The sequence below is a fragment of the Niastella caeni genome (assembly GCF_004834005.1).
Lineage (GTDB): Bacteria > Bacteroidota > Bacteroidia > Chitinophagales > Chitinophagaceae > Niastella > Niastella caeni.
In genome coordinates, this window is record NZ_STFF01000006.1 from 170,238 (window position 1) to 185,681 (window position 15,444).

Here is a 15,444-nt window from a genome sequence, read left to right on the forward strand (position 1 = left end):
ACGCAAGGAAATAAGCGTTGCCTGTGCCTGTAATTTTTCAGAATTCTTTTATAATCTTCCCAGCAACATTTTTATACTAATACCTGTTGACCACAAGTATTGCCCGGTAGATACATTTTTATCAACCAATCCATTGAGTGAATAACGAAGATTAGGGCCAACCCACACAGGATGCTTACTACGTTGTAATAAACCCACACTAATACCAGTTAAAAAATTAAACTGGGTTTTATTGAAGAGACTATTATCCTTGTAATAAATTCCTCTGGCGCCTTCAAAATGCAAGGCATCTACCGACAGTAAATGAGAGATAGAAACACCACCTTCCAGAACAACAGGTGGCAATTTTCTGCCTTTATTAATTTGCCAGTTGGCCAGTACAGGAATTTCCAGGTATTGAAAACGATACCTGTACTTTTGATCGTAGTAGGTTCTCTGGCTAATGGCAGCAGCACCATTCAGGGTGGCGTCGGCATTCGTTGAACTATAGCCAGGGGTTTTATAATATTCCGGAACAACTTTGCCATTTACAGTATCTGTACTTATCACAATGGGCTGCTTTACGTTTTGCCCTACCTGGGTATTAACACTCATATAAGTATATTCTACCCCAAGTGATAATTTAAAGCGAGGCGATAAAGCACGCTGCACAAAAACACCTACCGAATAAGAAAGATCAGGTTGAATGGGAGATGCTTTCTTAGAGGAAGTACTTGCGGAAAAATTAAAAGAATTGGCACCTGAAGTAACGCCAGTGGGGCTTGCACTGGGAGAAAGATCTTCTGCCAGGTATTTCTCGCCAAATAATCCCCTTAATTGCAACAGTTTGCTTTCAGCAATGCGTGAGTAACCCACATCAGCTACAACGCCCCAATGCCATAAGGAAGGCCGTTTGCGGGGAATAGATACTGCTGCGTTAGCGGCGCTCAATGAATCGGGCCTCAATAAATGGCCATACCTGCTCATGAATGGCATTGTTACCGCTTTATTGGTAGCAATGCTGTTATCAACATCGTTCACCATGGTGGGCATGGTAACGTTCATGGCCTCTTCCTGTTCCCGCTTTACTTCTTCAACCCGTACCAGTTCTTGTTGAACCGGAGCGTCTTTAATTGCGTTGGCTTCTTTTGCTGCTTTCTTTTTTCTATACCGGGGCTTTACGCTGGAAGGGGTAATATTATTCATCCCTTCAATTGGTATATTACCATTGGCATAATCAACAAGCGTTTGTTGAGTCTGCTTTTTATTCTTACTCCCGATTGTTTTCTTTTCAATGTTTTTTTCAGTTACAACAATAGCCGGTTGTTTTTTACTCGACAATGTGGATACAGAAGTAGTTTCATGTGCTGCTGCTGGTGTAATAACATCCGGCTGATTGTTGTCACTTTTTTGTATGGGCGCTGTGGTATTTTTCTGCGTTTGTGAATTGTTATTTGAAACCGGTTTTATAGTTGATGTTTGCTTAGTAGAAATGTTCGATGTTTCAGCGTTTGGTTCGTTCGATATAGAGGCAGGCACTGCCTTGGCAATGTTTGAAGTATTTTCTGTATTCCATGTAAAACGATACAGGATGTAACCGCTTGTAGTTAAGCAAATAAAAAGCATAGGCAACCACAGCCACAGGAATCGGCGGCGGCGTTTATCCTGACTGATCTTTTTTTGCACCTCCATCCATACGGTATCAGAAGGGCGCAGCTTCAGCTCCTCCAGCTTCTGGTGTACCTGTTTCTCAAATTCATGGTCGGACATACGTTTCCTTTTTTGTTTCTACGGTCGTTTTTTTTAACCACGTGATCAATAATGCACGGGCACGGGCATATTGTGACCGGGAAGTTCCCTCATTGATACCAAGCATTTTTCCGATTTCTACATGTGAAAATCCTTCAACGGCATGCAGGTTAAATACAGTCTGATAACCCGCCGGTAACTGGCGGATGAGTTCAGCCAGATCCTTTGCCTGCATAGTCACTTCGGGGTTATCATCTGATACCGGGTGCAGGCTCGTGTCAGGAAAGGATAGATCGGTTTGGTACCGACTGTTCTTCTTGAGATAATTCAGCGCTGTATTCACCATAATCCGGCGGACCCAACCGCCCAGTTCGCCTTCAAACTTAAACTGATGCAGGTTACGAAAAATTTTAATAAATCCCTCCTGCAACACATCTTCCGCATCGGCTACAGACTTGGTATAACGATAGCAAACCCCCAACATACTCTCAGCAAAATGCTCGTAGAGCTGTCGCTGGGCTTCCGGCAGCCCCTTCAAACAATCTTTTACCAGCCTGTTATAATCCATTTCTTGATAGTGGTTGACAATTACAGGGGTCATTCCGTTGCACTATTGTCAAAAACATTTGGGAAACAGCAAATATGACAATTATTTACACTATGTATACGGTAGTTGAGCGGCAGTTTATTGTTTATTGTTCTTCAATTTTAAGGCTCATGATCTTCTTTTATGCCTTTAACTGCAGACTGATTCTGACGCTGAAGTGTTATCGCGCCGTATAAATAAGGCTTTAACCAAAACCAGAAACTATAAACCATAAACAGTTATCAATACCTTTGCCCCCCTTATGGCAGCATCACTCACCGAAAGAGATAAAAAAGTAGTGTGGCACCCCTACACGCCGCAAAAGTATATGCCCGAACCCATTCCGGTAGCAAAAGGCGACGGTGTTTACATTATAGATACCAACGGGAAAGCCTACATCGATGCCATCAGCAGCTGGTGGGTTACCATTCATGGGCATGCCAACACATATATAGCAGAAAAAATATATGAACAGGCCAAAACGCTGGAACAGGTAATTTTTGCCGGGTTCACCCATGAACCGGCGGTTCGCCTGGCCGAACGCCTGCTGGAAATTCTGCCCGGCAAATTTGCTAAGATCTTCTATTCTGATAATGGTTCCACCGCCGTTGAAGTAGGCGTTAAAATGGCCCTGCAATACTGGTGGAATAAGGGCTCTGCAAAACGCAATAAGATACTGGCTTTAAACCATTCATATCATGGCGACACGTTCGGCACCATGAGCCTCAGCGAGCGCAGTGTGTTCACCCTCGCCTTCCAGGAAAAGCTGTTTGAAGTGATATTCATCGATCCCCCTGGTCAGGGCCAGCAGTACAACGGTCCATGGGATGAGATCGCCTGTTTTATTTATGAACCCCTTTTACAGGGCGCTGGCGGCATGAATATATACGAAGCCGCTGCCCTGAACGACTTCCTGAAACAATGCCATGCGCATGAGGTGATCTGTATTGCCGATGAAGTAATGACGGGTTTTGGCAGAACCGGAAAACTTTTTGCCGGCATGTATGTACAAGAAAAACCGGATATCATTTGCCTGTCGAAAGGGTTAACCGGCGGCACCATGGCGTTGGGCGTTACGGCTTGTACGGAAAAGATCCACAGCGCTTTTGTTGACGAGGACCGGCGGAAAACATTCTTCCATGGCCATTCGTTCACAGCCAATCCCCTTGCCTGCGCGGCTGCATTAGCCAGCCTGGACCTGTTATTACAAGCTGGTTGCCAATTGCGAATTGAAAGAATTGAAAAACACCACAAACAATTCCTTGAACAATTACGGGCCGATGCCCGGTTCGTTAGTCACATAAAAAACCTCCGGTCTATTGGCACCATCATGGCTTTTGAAATTGAATCGGGCCGCGATGGCTATTTGAATACGATCGGGATGGATGTGACCCAAAAGGTCTTGCAGCAGGGGGTGTATTTGCGGCCATTGGGCAATACCGTGTACATTATGCCGCCCTATTGCATCACGCACGAGCAGTTGCAAAAAGTGTATGACGTCCTCGTGCAGGTGCTGGAGACGGTTGTTTGATTTGGATCGATTAATGATACCGTTACAATTCATATTGTTTATGCGCAAATGTAATTCGATGTGACTGCTTTGCGTACCTGAATACATAATTATAAACGGGATGGCCCGGCTATAAGCCATTGACCCAAATCAATTACATGCTATCTTTCTCTACGTGTATACCTAAATGTTGTAAATTAGTCATGCCCAAACGATCCCAGCAGGAATAAATCCAGCTATGAAGAAAAAGTATCTGGGAACATTAAGAACAGACCTACAGTCGCCAAATAAATGCTTACATCTTCTAAAATAATTTTAACCATGGCGAAAAGTGGCTATAGCATAGGAGGAAGCGAGATCATCTCCTGCAAAAAGTAAGCATCTCTCACAAAAAATGGACTATCGCCGGAAAAAATAGCTAATGCTGAGAGAGTATAAATGAATCTAATAAATTTGCAGTACTATGACAACCATTTCCACCATAGGCATCATTGCCGCTGCGCTTACCACCGGAGCATATATTCCACAGGCTTATAAAACCATCAAAACCAGGAGTACCAAAGACCTTTCTATTGTTACGTTTACCATGCTATTTATAGGCACTATTTTGTGGTTCATTTATGGGCTGTATATAAATGATACCCCATTGATGTTGGCAAACGGGATCACTGCTACTTTATCGGGGATCATATTCTCACTAAAGATCAAATCATTCGGGAGAAGAAGGCGAAGATAAAAACCTTTTCAATCAGGATAAATAAATTCCGTGCCACGGTTTGGAACCGTGACACGGACCTATTTTAAAATGAAGGATCAGTTGGGGTATTGGTATTGTTATCCCGTTCAATAAAAGGATACGGGAAGAAACTGCGTTTACGCTCAGTGGTAGGCCGGTTCAAACGGCGCATATCCATCAACCTTAAACCCGACATATACAACTCAATACTACGATGGCGATAGATCTGCTCCAGTAACTGCGCCTGCGTATATGGACCAGCATCAGGTGGCAGATCGGCACCTATACCAAACGGATCGCTGGCCGGTTTCTTGGTAATGATCTTGTTTAATTCAACCAATGCATTCACCAGGTCGGGCGTAGATTGACGCGCATACGCTTCTGCTTTGATCAATGTCATTTCACCAGGCAAATAAACGGGGAATGCCGTATTCAAAGCCGCGCCAAACCCATTTATTCGATATCGTGGTGCAGTAGTGGGATTGATGGCAATATAGAAGGGCACGCGTTTATCGGCGAGGTTAGGCGCTAACGAAGGCGGTAATCCCATCGTTGAATCGATCGGCTGGTACACGTTATTGGTTGACGTTGCTGTTTCAAAGATGGGGTTCAGCGTAACCGGGTCAAAATTGAAGGTTGATCTTTTGGTAAGATCAACGGCATTCGCTTCTGCCAATGCCTGCGTATAATTACCTACGTTCAATGAATACCGTGCTTTTAATGCATGCAGGGTATTTACAATGTCGATCCCTGCCGGTGCATTGGCTATAAAAGAAGCACTGATGGGGTTTGCGCTCACCGCAGCCAGCGCCTTATCCAATACCGCAATGGCTTTGTTAAACCCTTGCGCACTGGTCACAAAACCAACATTGGCGCCGATCGTATCGGGCACATGCTCCCAGAACATAGCAAGGTTCCCTAACGCCAGCGCTTTAAAAATACTCGCATAGGCAATCAATCCACTCGCATAGGCCTGATCAGTTAAATCGGGTGCATTATTAATTACATTGTTGGCATCGTATATCACCTTATTATTGCCAGTCCAGAAACTGGCCAGGATCGTATTCGTTCCATCAACCGAACCGCTGCCGAGATATAATTGATATTCTGCCGTGTTTCCCTGGTTCCTGATATCGAGCTGCCGCGTAACAAACCCGTCTGCAGTTACCATGTTATACAGTGCACTGGCCCTGCCGGCAGTATATACCCGCTGAAGGCCGGTAACTACACCCGTTAAGCCCTTGGCGGTTTTCAGCGCCGGGTCTTGCGGAACTTTATTGGGATCGGTATAATCTTTTTTACAGGCAGTAGCTTGTATCAATACTGCTATCAATAAAAAATACGGAGATCGTTTTATATTGTGCAAAGTCATAAAATCAAATTTGAGGTGTTAAAATTTAGCTGCAACATTTAAGCTGAATGTGCGCGGCACAGGTACTGCGCCAAAATCAATTCCACGCAAAACCGTACTTTGACCTGCCGCATTCACCTCGGGGTCATACCCTTTGTAATCATCCCATGAAATCAGGTTACGGCCACTGGCGCTCACCGTGAGGTCATTGAAAAATTTCAACTTGCCAAAATTGTAGCTCAGGTTAATCTCACGCAGCTTTACAAACGAACCATCATCAACACGCCATTGCTCAATCTGGTACACGCTGTTGATATAACCACGCGGTAAAATACCCCTGTGTTCTTCTTCTGCTACTTTACCATTTCCAACACCCTGCCTTGTTCTAAAATCAGCATTCCATACATCAACGCCCTGTACGGCATCGAACTGTACCCGCAACCCGAATTTCTTATAACTTACTTCATTCACTAAGGAAGCTGTATAATCAGGGTTCGGGTCACCGATCACTTTTCTTAATGTGGTGCCTGTTGGCAAATCACCGCCATCGCGCTGGGTAGTATATCTTGTTGGACTGATCTGCGTTCCTTTTTCTGTTTGCGGAAAACCTGCCGGGTTCTTAACCTGGTTGCCACTGGCATCCATTGCAAAGAAAGTTCCGTAGAACACGCCTATCGGCTCTCCTTCCAGAATAGCAACCGGAGCGCCGGCATTGGTGCTTATTAAAGTTAATGCCTGTCCTATTTTTACCGCTTTATTCCGGTTATGGTTGTAAATACCGGTAACATCCCAACGTACATCTTTATTTCTTACGGGCGTACCGGTTAATACAAATTCAAAGCCTCTATTCTCCAGGGAGCCCAGGTTGTTCAAATAACTGGAGAAACCATTGGTAGGCGCAATAACCCGGCTAATAAGCAGGTCGCTTACTTTCTTTATATAATAATTGAACTGAAGCCCTAAACGGTTGTTGAAAAATGCCAGATCGGTACCCAGTTCCAATTCATTCTGGCGTTCGGGTTTAATATCCTCATTCACCAACTGGGTGCTTGAATAGATGGCGGCCCTTCCAATAAATGCATTTGTGCTATAAGAATTGAACCGGGAATAAGGCCCGATACCGGTAAGGTTACCCGATTCACCATAGGCAATCCGCAGCTTGGCCAGGTTCCACCATTTTGCCAGCGGTTGTTTATTCCAGAACTCCGATTCTGATAACACATAACTACCGCTTGCCTTTACATATACCTGGTTGCGTTGATCTTTTCCAAACACCGATGAACCATCCATCCGAACGGCGCCGGTTACAAATAACTGGTTCCTGAATTTAAAATTCTGTTGCAGGTACGTACCGGAAACCGACAATTCACTTCTGTCATCCACACCGGGTAATACGGTGCTGGCGCCATTCACACTTTCAACAAACGGAGCCAGCCCCCTGCCCTGCGATAACACATAACCGTTCCTTTCATATTGCTGCGAAAAACCAGCCTGGGTAGTAGAGCTTATGTCGGGCGTGATATCGAACTGGTAAGTACCATTCACTTCATTATTGATCTGAAAAAAATTATTGGTGGCGGCGCTGGCATATCCATTGAGTGTTGGATTCAGGTTGTCGCCCCCACCCCAGAAAGCGGCATTCACATTATAGGTAAATGGCGGCATAATGGTTGTACCCCGCTGACTGTAATTATCAATACCCAGGGTATAATCGAAAGTCAGCCCCTTCAGTGGTTTTAATTTAAAGGAGGCATTGGCAATAAGCCGGTTGGTTTCCTGCTTTTGTTTAAAATCTTCTATTACTGAAACCGGGTTTACGCGACCACGCTCACCTACTGCTAGCAGGTTGCCCAATGCATCACGCCTCCAGATATCGTGAAAGTTGCCAATGATAGTAACCGAGTTCATGGGTGAGAAAAACGAGTTGCCATCGGGCTTTTCATTGGCCGTGCTGTTAATATAATTCAGGCCTACGCTGAAGCTGGCCCATTTGTTAAACTCATGGTCCAGGTTCGAACGAAAGCTGAAACGCTTGAAATCGGTATTCTTGATAATACCCTGGTTATAGAAATAAGAAGCGGATGTATAATATTTGGTTTTATCTTTTCCACCGCTTACCGATATGTTATTATCGGTTCCCAAAGCGGTTCTAAAAATATAATCCTGGTAATCGTACCGGGTAACGGGTGTTGTATTCGTTGGCAGCGCAGCAGGTGTTCCAACCATTGAAATAAGATCCTGGGTAAGTGCGCCTGCTCCATCTGTTGGTCCGCCGAATTTCGTTGGCGCCTGGTTTACATCCAGTTCTTTACGCAGGTGGCTCACCATAATGCTGGTAGAAAAATTCACGATGGGCGCCCCGGTGCTTCCCCTTTTGGTAAAGATCTGAATAACACCTGCATTGGCCCGCGATCCGTAAATGGCCGCGGCAGCCGCACCGTTCAGCACTTCAATTCGCTCAATATCGGCGGGGTTGATATCAACCATCCGGTTTTGTCCCACGGTACCAACAAAGTTGCTGCCATCATAGCCGCTCTGCGTGTTGGTAACCCTGTTAGTTGCATTGTTTATAATAACGCCATCAACAATATACAATGGGTCAGATGCACTGTTAATAGAACTAATACCACGCAGGCGTACCGAAATACCACCGGCGGGGTCACCGGAGTTTTGAATGATCTGCGCACCGGCTGTTTTTCCCTGCAAGGCAGCCAGTACATTGCCCGTTGCGCCTTTATTCAACGCATCGGCTTTAATAGTGCTGATATAACTTCCCAATTGTTTACGAGTGGTTCCCAGCGTGGTGCCGGTCACCACTACTTCATCTAAACCCAATGCATCTTCAGCAAGGGCCACACTCACCGTATAATTTTCAGCACTGCCAATTTGAATATTTTGTTCTACCTTTTTAAAACCCACACCTGAAAACTCCAATGCATAAGAGCCTGGTTTCAACGGGGCAGTAATGGTGTAATTACCCAACGGATCAGTGGCTGATCCATAATTGGTATTCTTAACAGTAACAGAAATTCCGGTCAATGGCTGGTTGTTCGTTCCGGTTATCTTTCCACTAATACGAACCTGGGCCAGCGTCAGGCTCACTATCAGCTGGCAGAACAGTAATAAGCCAACTGCTTTTACTGGCCGACTATTCGATGATAAAAGTTGGGTCATAATCCTTTTTTTCGAATTAATAATTAAATACCATGAATCGGTTTAACGGACAGGTTTGTGAACATTCCTTTTTCGGGTAGTTGTTGCAGTAGGGCCGGGAAATATAAATCAATGACCTGCATGGCCAATTGATGCAATAGCATGCTGTGAGGAGGCTGGATTAATTAGTATGTATGTATTTCGGGTAGAAATAACAGGATGGTTAGAATAACTTATGTGGTAATGAAAGCCTCGCAATCGTATAGCCTGACTGAAGTTGTAAAGCATGATGCAGCAGTTAGTTAGCAGCAAATTCAGCATAAAAACGCAAATAACCAAAACAAAAAGCGCACTAATGCGGGTTTATGCAGCTTTAAAATTAAACTAATTACTAATACCTGGCTTTCCGGCTAAACCATGCAGAACTAGGAAAGAATAAATCGATTGCGTAGAACGAAAGATGGGGAAAAAATATAAAAGAAAAGAGCCGTCCTTTGCATATGCTCAGGACAGCTCCATTTCTTACTTTACTCTTATATACGTGTACCTCTTATTGCACAGTGAAATCTACTGCTGTATTACCCCATAACAAGGTTACTTTGCCACTCTTCTCAACGGTAAACGTCATACGCTCGGTGAATTGAGGCGCTTTACCGGATTTTACTTTAATACGTAAGGCATCATCAGCTTCTGCATACTTGTAAGCGCCCCACTGACCGGGCACTTTATTGAAAATGATCACCCATTCATCTTTTCCGGGAATGGTGAACAAACCATACTTTCCTGCAGGCAGTGGTTTACCTGTGTACTCAGCATTACCCCCGGGGCCCGCTCCTATCTTAACATCCTTGCTTACTTCAAATACGGTGGCTTCATTAGCACCGGTTCTCCAAACTTTACCATAAGGTGCAATTTCCTTGCCGATCTCCCGGCCTTTCACCGCTGGCTGGCTATAATCGATAGTGATCACGGCGCCGCTGGCAATTGTTTCCGTTACTTTGGCGGGCGGACTGGGTCTTTTTGATTTATCATCCTGGGCCTTTACGCCAATAGTGACCAACGCTATGGCAGACAAAAGCAATAACTTTTTCATCTGATTTTTTTTTATTGTTCTGGTATTTAATTAATGAAAAGTAAGCCATTATGGGTTCTTCTCCAGCAACTTTTTCAGGTTGGCCAGCGATTTCTCCATAGGCGGCCCTAATTGCTTATCAAAAACTATGCTACCAAATTTTTCCCAGGGGTACCAGCGTAATTTTATATCAAAATACCATTGTATCACCAATTGGCCATCATCGCCCATCCAGGTAAACCCACTATTAAGCATCCGCGCGTTTTGCTGTTGCCAGGTGGTGAACAATGTATCGCCCACCTTCGCTTGTTTAGATACTTTTAACTGCCCGCTCAATATTACGCTATCAGTAAATTGGCTTTTGGTAAACCCGGGGTTGTTCGCCAGCTCATTCCATTGCTGCCATTGCCGCAGATCGGTTACCGCCGCTACTAAACTATCCCTGGGCGCTGCAATATTAACTGCACGCGAAATACGGATCTGGGAGGGTATTATTAAGGAAAAAAGATAAATAACGATAAACAGAACGACCGCACTGATAAGGGCCAGTTTCACGAAACGCATAATGCATTAATTTGAAAATTAGCAAATTTGAAAATTTGAAAATGGAATACAAAAGGTGAAAAGCCCAAAGCTTAAAGCCTAAAGTGAAAACAATTGCGTGGCTTTGCTTTGGCCTTTCGGCTTTACACTTTCAGCTGTATTGGTATTTGCTTTCAGCTTTCGGCTTACAGCTTTTAGCTGTATTTGTATTTCCTTTTAGCTTTCGGCTTACAGCTTTTAACTGTATTTGCGTGCAGCGTGCAGCTTGCAGCGTGTGGCCTTACTCTATTCCCATTTAAATATTCTTATTAAAATACTATATGCCAACAAACACCACACAATGAGAATAGTGATCTCCTTTCCCACGCCCAGCAAATGCATGCCTTCGAACGACACTTTACGCATGGCATCGTTCAACGCTGTTAATGGCAGGTAATTGATAATAGATTGTACGCCCTGTGGCAACAACCCTTTCGGGAAAAACGTGCCCGATAAAAAATACTGGGGGAACATGAACAGGTTGGCATAAATGGGGATCACGTTCTGGTTCTTCGCCACACTACTGATGATAAAACCAAAACCCATAAATACCGTTATCCCCAGGAAGCTCAACACCATTAATTCAAGGAAGGTAACAAACCCATGGGCCAGGGTGAAATGATAAAAGAAAGTGCCAAACAGGATCAAGACAATGGATGTAGACAACTGGAACATCACCCGCGCCAGGCTTTCGCCCAGTACAATAAAAGTTTTACGCACCGGTGTGGCAAACATCCGTTTTAACACCAGGGTTTCGCGCAAGGTGAAGAAAACGAATGCAACCCCAAAAACAGCGGAACCAATTAAGGAAAAGCCCAACATGCCCGGCAAATAAAAATCGATCATGCGATAGCGGCGGCCGGCGATCTCTTCCACCGAAATAGTAGCTGTTTTATTCTGCACCGTACTAGCGGTTGACCTGTTGATGATGCTTTCCAATATTTCCTTTACAGCTGGTAGCTCGCGCTGACCGGCAGAAGTGGTTTTTAAATGAATTTCATATTCAGCACCGGATATATTGGCAGGAAGCTTCCTCACATCGATCATAGCTGTAATGCGCCCTTTTTTTAAACGGTCGAGCAGCTCTTCTTCAGTGCCCTGGTTTACATCGAACAGGGCGTTGCTCTTAATGAAGAAATAGATACTATTCAGGGTATCGCTTTTGGCGTCGAAGGCAATGTCATAGGCTTTACCACCGCCGCCAGCCAACGCGCCAAACACCATAATGAGCACGATCGGGAAAAAAAGGCTAAAGAAAATGGCCTGGGGACTTTTAAAGATGGCCCTTAGGGTAGCTTTGCAGATAGCCCACATGGCCGTCCATTGGTTATATTGACCAGACATAGATTGTTTCCAGAATTAGGCCGCAAAACTATTGATAAAATACCGTTTATGGTTTATTGTTTGTGGTTTGTGGTTGCTTAATTTCGAGCTGTGTTTATAATTTTTTTAGATTCACGGCCCCTGGAGTAGATTAGTTTACGAGTCAATACAGACTTCCCAGATTTGAAAACCACAAACTATAAACCACAAACCATAAACTGCCCCTGTAACCACTAAGCAACCAGTTTACTCAATTGTCATTTCAAAAGGCATCCTCGCCTGGGTTACCCCCACCATTTGTTTCACCCTTTTGATGGTCTGGTAGGTTTTCATGCCATCTTCGCCCAGTTCCTTCTTCATGGCCGATTGGGTGGCGTCCTTTTCATAACCGCCAAAGATCATATCAAGCACATTGTGCGGCTCAGGATATTCCCGCAACCGGTAATCGCTTATTTTGGCCATACGGGCGGCGCAGGCAATGGCATCATCCAAACCACCCAGGCGGTCAACCAGTCCCAGCTCAAGCGCGCGGGTACCGCTCCAAACGCGGCCCTGCCCAATGCTATCGATATAATTAATGTCTTTCCTGCGGCCCTGGGCTACTCTTTCTTTAAAAGTATAGTAGATGGAGTCGACGCTATTCTGCAGATACATTCTTTGAGCAGATGTTAACGGTTTGGTAGCCGATAACATATCGGCCTGGGGCCCGGTTTTAACCCCATCGAAGGTGATGCCCAGTTTATCGTTAAAGAACTTTTGCATGTTTGGCAGCATGGTAAAAACACCAATGGAGCCGGTAATGGTATTTGTTTGTGCAAATATGCTGTCGGCATTGCACGACAAATAATAAGCACCGGAAGCGGCCACGTCGCCAAAGCTTACCACCACCGGTTTTACTTTGCGAGCCAGGGTCAGTTCGCGCCAGATATTCTCACTGGCCAGGGCGCTGCCGCCACCAGAACTTATTCGAACTACAATAGCTTTTATGTTGTCGTCGAGGCGGGCTTTACGAACGAGATCGCGATAGGTAACACTGCCGATCTGATCGCGATCGCCTTTGCCGTCAATGATATCACCCTGCGCAAAAATAACCGCGATCTTTTCTTTACCATCGCGTTTAAAGTCTATTGCTTTGGCATATTTCTGTACCGTAATAAAATTGATCTTATCCAATTTAACCCCACCGAGCTTTTTCGAAATTTCTTCCCTCACTTCATCATCGTATTTCAACCCATCGATCAATCCGTATTTCACGGCATCAGCAGCATATTGGATCCGGTATTCGTTGGCATATTGGTGCAGGGTGGCCGTATCCAGCTTGCGTCTTTCGGCAGTTTGCAGTAACAACCGGCCATACATATCGTTCAGCATAACCGTTAACTGCAAGCGGTTGGCATCGGTCATAGCAGTTTCGCGAAAAGGTTCTGTAGCGCTTTTAAATTTACCGGCATAAAAGATCTGGGGCTCTATTTCCAGCTTTTGCAACAACCCTTTTAAAAAGGCGAGCTGTATGACATATCCCCGCCAGTCGACCCCACCTTTGGGATTACAATATATTCTGTCGGCAACATTGCCTACCGAATAACCGCCCTGGGTAATTACATCACCATATGCGTATATAAACTTGCCGGAAGCTTTAAAATCGATCAGGGCATGGCGGATCTCCTGGCTGGCGCCCATGCCGTTGGCATTGCTACCACACTTGATATAAATGCCTTTAACAGCCGAATCCGTTTTAGCATGCCGGATCATCCGCAATACATCATACAAAGACGGCAAATCGCCATCCTCTTTACCGGAAAAACGGGCTAGTGGATTTTCTACACCTATTTCAGGATAATTGCGGCTCAGATCTACTACCAACACCGCCCTGGCGCCGGTCTTAACCTTTTCGGCCGAGGTTACACTGCTCACAATTCCAATAAAAACGAAAAAGAAAATGACACTTAACACTACCAATGCCAGAAGTGAAGCCAGGAATATTTTAAAAAAGCTCTTCATTAACAAATTTATTTTAAACGAAATTCAAAGATATTTGACCCTTCGAGGGAATGCAATATATGAATAAAGTCTTTTTACTGATAGGCGGCAATATCGGGGACAGGTTGCAAAACCTGAACCAGGCCATCACCCTGTTAGCGGCTACCTGTGGGCCGGTATTGCAACAATCGGCCGTGTACGAAACTGCGGCCTGGGGCAAGACCGATCAGGCGGCGTTTTTGAACCAGGCGCTTTTATTGACAACGTCTTTAGGCGCCCAGGAACTTATTGCCACTATTTTGTCGGTTGAAGAGCAGATGGGCCGGCACAGGATGGAAAAATTCGGGCCGCGGGTCATTGATATCGATATCCTGTTTTACAACGATATAGTTATGGCGGAACCGAACCTTACCATCCCCCACCCGCAGTTGCAAAACCGCCGTTTTGCCCTGGTGCCCATGCAGGAGATAGCGCCGCAACTGGTTCACCCGGTGTTTAATAAAACTATTGAACAGTTGTTGGATGAATGCCCGGATAAGTTGGAGGTAAGAAGAATGTGATAATGAAAAACAGCTTTAAGCCGTAAGCTATAAGCCATAAGCAAATACAAAAGCCATTAGTTTTCTGCTTACAGCTTACAGCTTGTAGCTTTCTGCTGTATTTGTATTTGCTTGCAGCGGCTCTTAACCATTGACCATTTACCATTCACGATATGAAGTATCATTTCATAACCATTGAAGGAAACATCGGCGCGGGAAAAACAACGCTGGCCCATTTGCTGGCAAAGCATTTTAATGCCCGTTTAATACTGGAAGAATTTGCCGATAACCCTTTTTTGCCGAAGTTCTATGAAAACCCGCAACAGTATGCTTTTCCGTTGGAGTTGTTCTTTATGGCAGAACGCTATAAACAATTAAAAGAGCTGATCCATACCAATGATCTTTTTCAACGTATTACCATAACCGATTACCTGTTCACCAAGTGTTTGTTATTTGCCAAGATAAACCTGCCCGAAGAAGAGTACCGGCTGTACCAAAAATTATTCGAGATCATTCACCAGCAACTGGTACAACCCGATCTGCTGATTTACCTGCATGCACCGGTAAACAAGTTGCAACAGAATATAAAAAAGCGGAACCGCTCCTACGAACAAAGTATCCCCGATGATTACCTGATGAACATTCAGCAAACCTATACACACTACATAAAGCAACATAATGTAAAGACGCTGTTCATCGATGCCAGCAATGCCGATTTCCTGAGTAATCCAAAGCATTTACAGGTGGTCATCGATGCGCTTGACCAGGACTATGACCAGGGACAGCATTATTTTACTCTGCCTTAATATCGAATATCGAATGCTCAATTTTGAATATTGAAGGAAATACAGTTCCGAAATGCAGCACTGTATTCCACTTCGACA

Annotated in this window: 12 protein-coding genes; 4 read left to right on the forward strand and 8 right to left on the reverse strand. The window is 44.7% G+C overall.

The genetic code is table 11. The annotated features are described in order from the left end of the window. Positions 1-48: 48 nt before the first annotated feature. Both FAM09_RS21180 and FAM09_RS21185 read right to left on the reverse strand, forming a co-directional pair. Positions 49-1,749, reverse strand: coding sequence for an outer membrane beta-barrel protein (locus FAM09_RS21180; RefSeq protein ID WP_136579148.1), 1,701 nt, complete (start codon positions 1,747-1,749; stop codon positions 49-51). Further along, positions 1,736-2,296, reverse strand: coding sequence for an RNA polymerase sigma factor (locus FAM09_RS21185; protein ID WP_136579149.1), 561 nt, complete (start codon positions 2,294-2,296; stop codon positions 1,736-1,738). The genes FAM09_RS21180 and FAM09_RS21185 overlap by 14 nt, the downstream gene beginning before the upstream one ends. 280 nt (positions 2,297-2,576) lie before the next feature. On the opposite strand from FAM09_RS21185, the gene bioA reads away from it, so the two are divergent. Next, positions 2,577-3,845: an adenosylmethionine--8-amino-7-oxononanoate transaminase gene (gene bioA, locus FAM09_RS21190; RefSeq protein WP_136579150.1), complete on the forward strand. Its 1,269-nt coding sequence runs from the start codon at positions 2,577-2,579 to the stop codon at positions 3,843-3,845. A gap of 442 nt (positions 3,846-4,287) precedes the next feature. Next, entirely contained in the window at positions 4,288-4,560 is a 273-nt protein-coding gene (locus FAM09_RS21195) for a SemiSWEET family sugar transporter (protein ID WP_136579151.1), read from the forward strand. 64 nt (positions 4,561-4,624) lie between these two features. Here the strand turns inward: FAM09_RS21195 and FAM09_RS21200 are convergent, their stop codons facing one another. From FAM09_RS21200 to sppA, 6 genes are all read right to left on the reverse strand, one after another. Continuing rightward, positions 4,625-5,932: a RagB/SusD family nutrient uptake outer membrane protein gene (locus FAM09_RS21200; RefSeq protein ID WP_136579152.1), complete on the reverse strand. Its 1,308-nt coding sequence runs from the start codon at positions 5,930-5,932 to the stop codon at positions 4,625-4,627. Between the two features lie 18 nt (positions 5,933-5,950). Then, positions 5,951-9,085, reverse strand: a complete 3,135-nt coding sequence (locus tag FAM09_RS21205; RefSeq protein WP_136579153.1) for a SusC/RagA family TonB-linked outer membrane protein — start codon at positions 9,083-9,085, stop codon at positions 5,951-5,953. A 529-nt stretch (positions 9,086-9,614) separates the two neighbouring features. After that, positions 9,615-10,157: a DUF2911 domain-containing protein gene (locus FAM09_RS21210; RefSeq protein ID WP_136579154.1), complete on the reverse strand. Its 543-nt coding sequence runs from the start codon at positions 10,155-10,157 to the stop codon at positions 9,615-9,617. Between the two features lie 48 nt (positions 10,158-10,205). After that, complete coding sequence (locus FAM09_RS21215; protein WP_136579155.1) at positions 10,206-10,700, reverse strand: SRPBCC family protein; 495 nt, start codon at positions 10,698-10,700, stop codon at positions 10,206-10,208. Positions 10,701-10,964: 264 nt separating this feature from the next. Continuing rightward, positions 10,965-12,062: an ABC transporter permease gene (locus FAM09_RS21220; RefSeq protein WP_136579156.1), complete on the reverse strand. Its 1,098-nt coding sequence runs from the start codon at positions 12,060-12,062 to the stop codon at positions 10,965-10,967. A gap of 225 nt (positions 12,063-12,287) precedes the next feature. Further along, positions 12,288-14,042: a signal peptide peptidase SppA gene (gene sppA / locus FAM09_RS21225; RefSeq protein WP_136579157.1), complete on the reverse strand. Its 1,755-nt coding sequence runs from the start codon at positions 14,040-14,042 to the stop codon at positions 12,288-12,290. A 59-nt stretch (positions 14,043-14,101) separates the two neighbouring features. Here sppA and folK point away from each other — a divergent pair, with 59 nt between their 5' ends. After that, on the forward strand, positions 14,102-14,581 hold the full coding sequence (folK, locus tag FAM09_RS21230; protein ID WP_166437220.1) for a 2-amino-4-hydroxy-6-hydroxymethyldihydropteridine diphosphokinase: 480 nt from the start codon (positions 14,102-14,104) through the stop codon (positions 14,579-14,581). Between the two features lie 152 nt (positions 14,582-14,733). Next, positions 14,734-15,366 (forward strand): deoxynucleoside kinase, encoded by a 633-nt coding sequence (locus FAM09_RS21235; RefSeq protein ID WP_136579159.1) that lies wholly within the window; start codon positions 14,734-14,736, stop codon positions 15,364-15,366. Positions 15,367-15,444: the final 78 nt, after the last annotated feature.

Excerpts from the sequence above, each read along its gene's own strand:
- FAM09_RS21180 (WP_136579148.1), bottom strand. The coding sequence starts at position 1,749 with ATGTCCGACCATGAATTTGAGAAACAGGTACACCAGAAGCTGGAGGAG.
- FAM09_RS21185 (WP_136579149.1), bottom strand. The coding sequence starts at position 2,296 with ATGGATTATAACAGGCTGGTAAAAGATTGTTTGAAGGGGCTGCCGGAA.
- bioA (WP_136579150.1), top strand. The coding sequence starts at position 2,577 with ATGGCAGCATCACTCACCGAAAGAGATAAAAAAGTAGTGTGGCACCCC.
- FAM09_RS21195 (WP_136579151.1), top strand. The coding sequence starts at position 4,288 with ATGACAACCATTTCCACCATAGGCATCATTGCCGCTGCGCTTACCACC.
- FAM09_RS21200 (WP_136579152.1), bottom strand. The coding sequence starts at position 5,932 with ATGACTTTGCACAATATAAAACGATCTCCGTATTTTTTATTGATAGCA.
- FAM09_RS21205 (WP_136579153.1), bottom strand. The coding sequence starts at position 9,085 with ATGACCCAACTTTTATCATCGAATAGTCGGCCAGTAAAAGCAGTTGGC.
- FAM09_RS21210 (WP_136579154.1), bottom strand. The coding sequence starts at position 10,157 with ATGAAAAAGTTATTGCTTTTGTCTGCCATAGCGTTGGTCACTATTGGC.
- FAM09_RS21215 (WP_136579155.1), bottom strand. The coding sequence starts at position 10,700 with ATGCGTTTCGTGAAACTGGCCCTTATCAGTGCGGTCGTTCTGTTTATC.
- FAM09_RS21220 (WP_136579156.1), bottom strand. The coding sequence starts at position 12,062 with ATGTCTGGTCAATATAACCAATGGACGGCCATGTGGGCTATCTGCAAA.
- sppA (WP_136579157.1), bottom strand. The coding sequence starts at position 14,042 with ATGAAGAGCTTTTTTAAAATATTCCTGGCTTCACTTCTGGCATTGGTA.
- folK (WP_166437220.1), top strand. The coding sequence starts at position 14,102 with ATGAATAAAGTCTTTTTACTGATAGGCGGCAATATCGGGGACAGGTTG.
- FAM09_RS21235 (WP_136579159.1), top strand. The coding sequence starts at position 14,734 with ATGAAGTATCATTTCATAACCATTGAAGGAAACATCGGCGCGGGAAAA.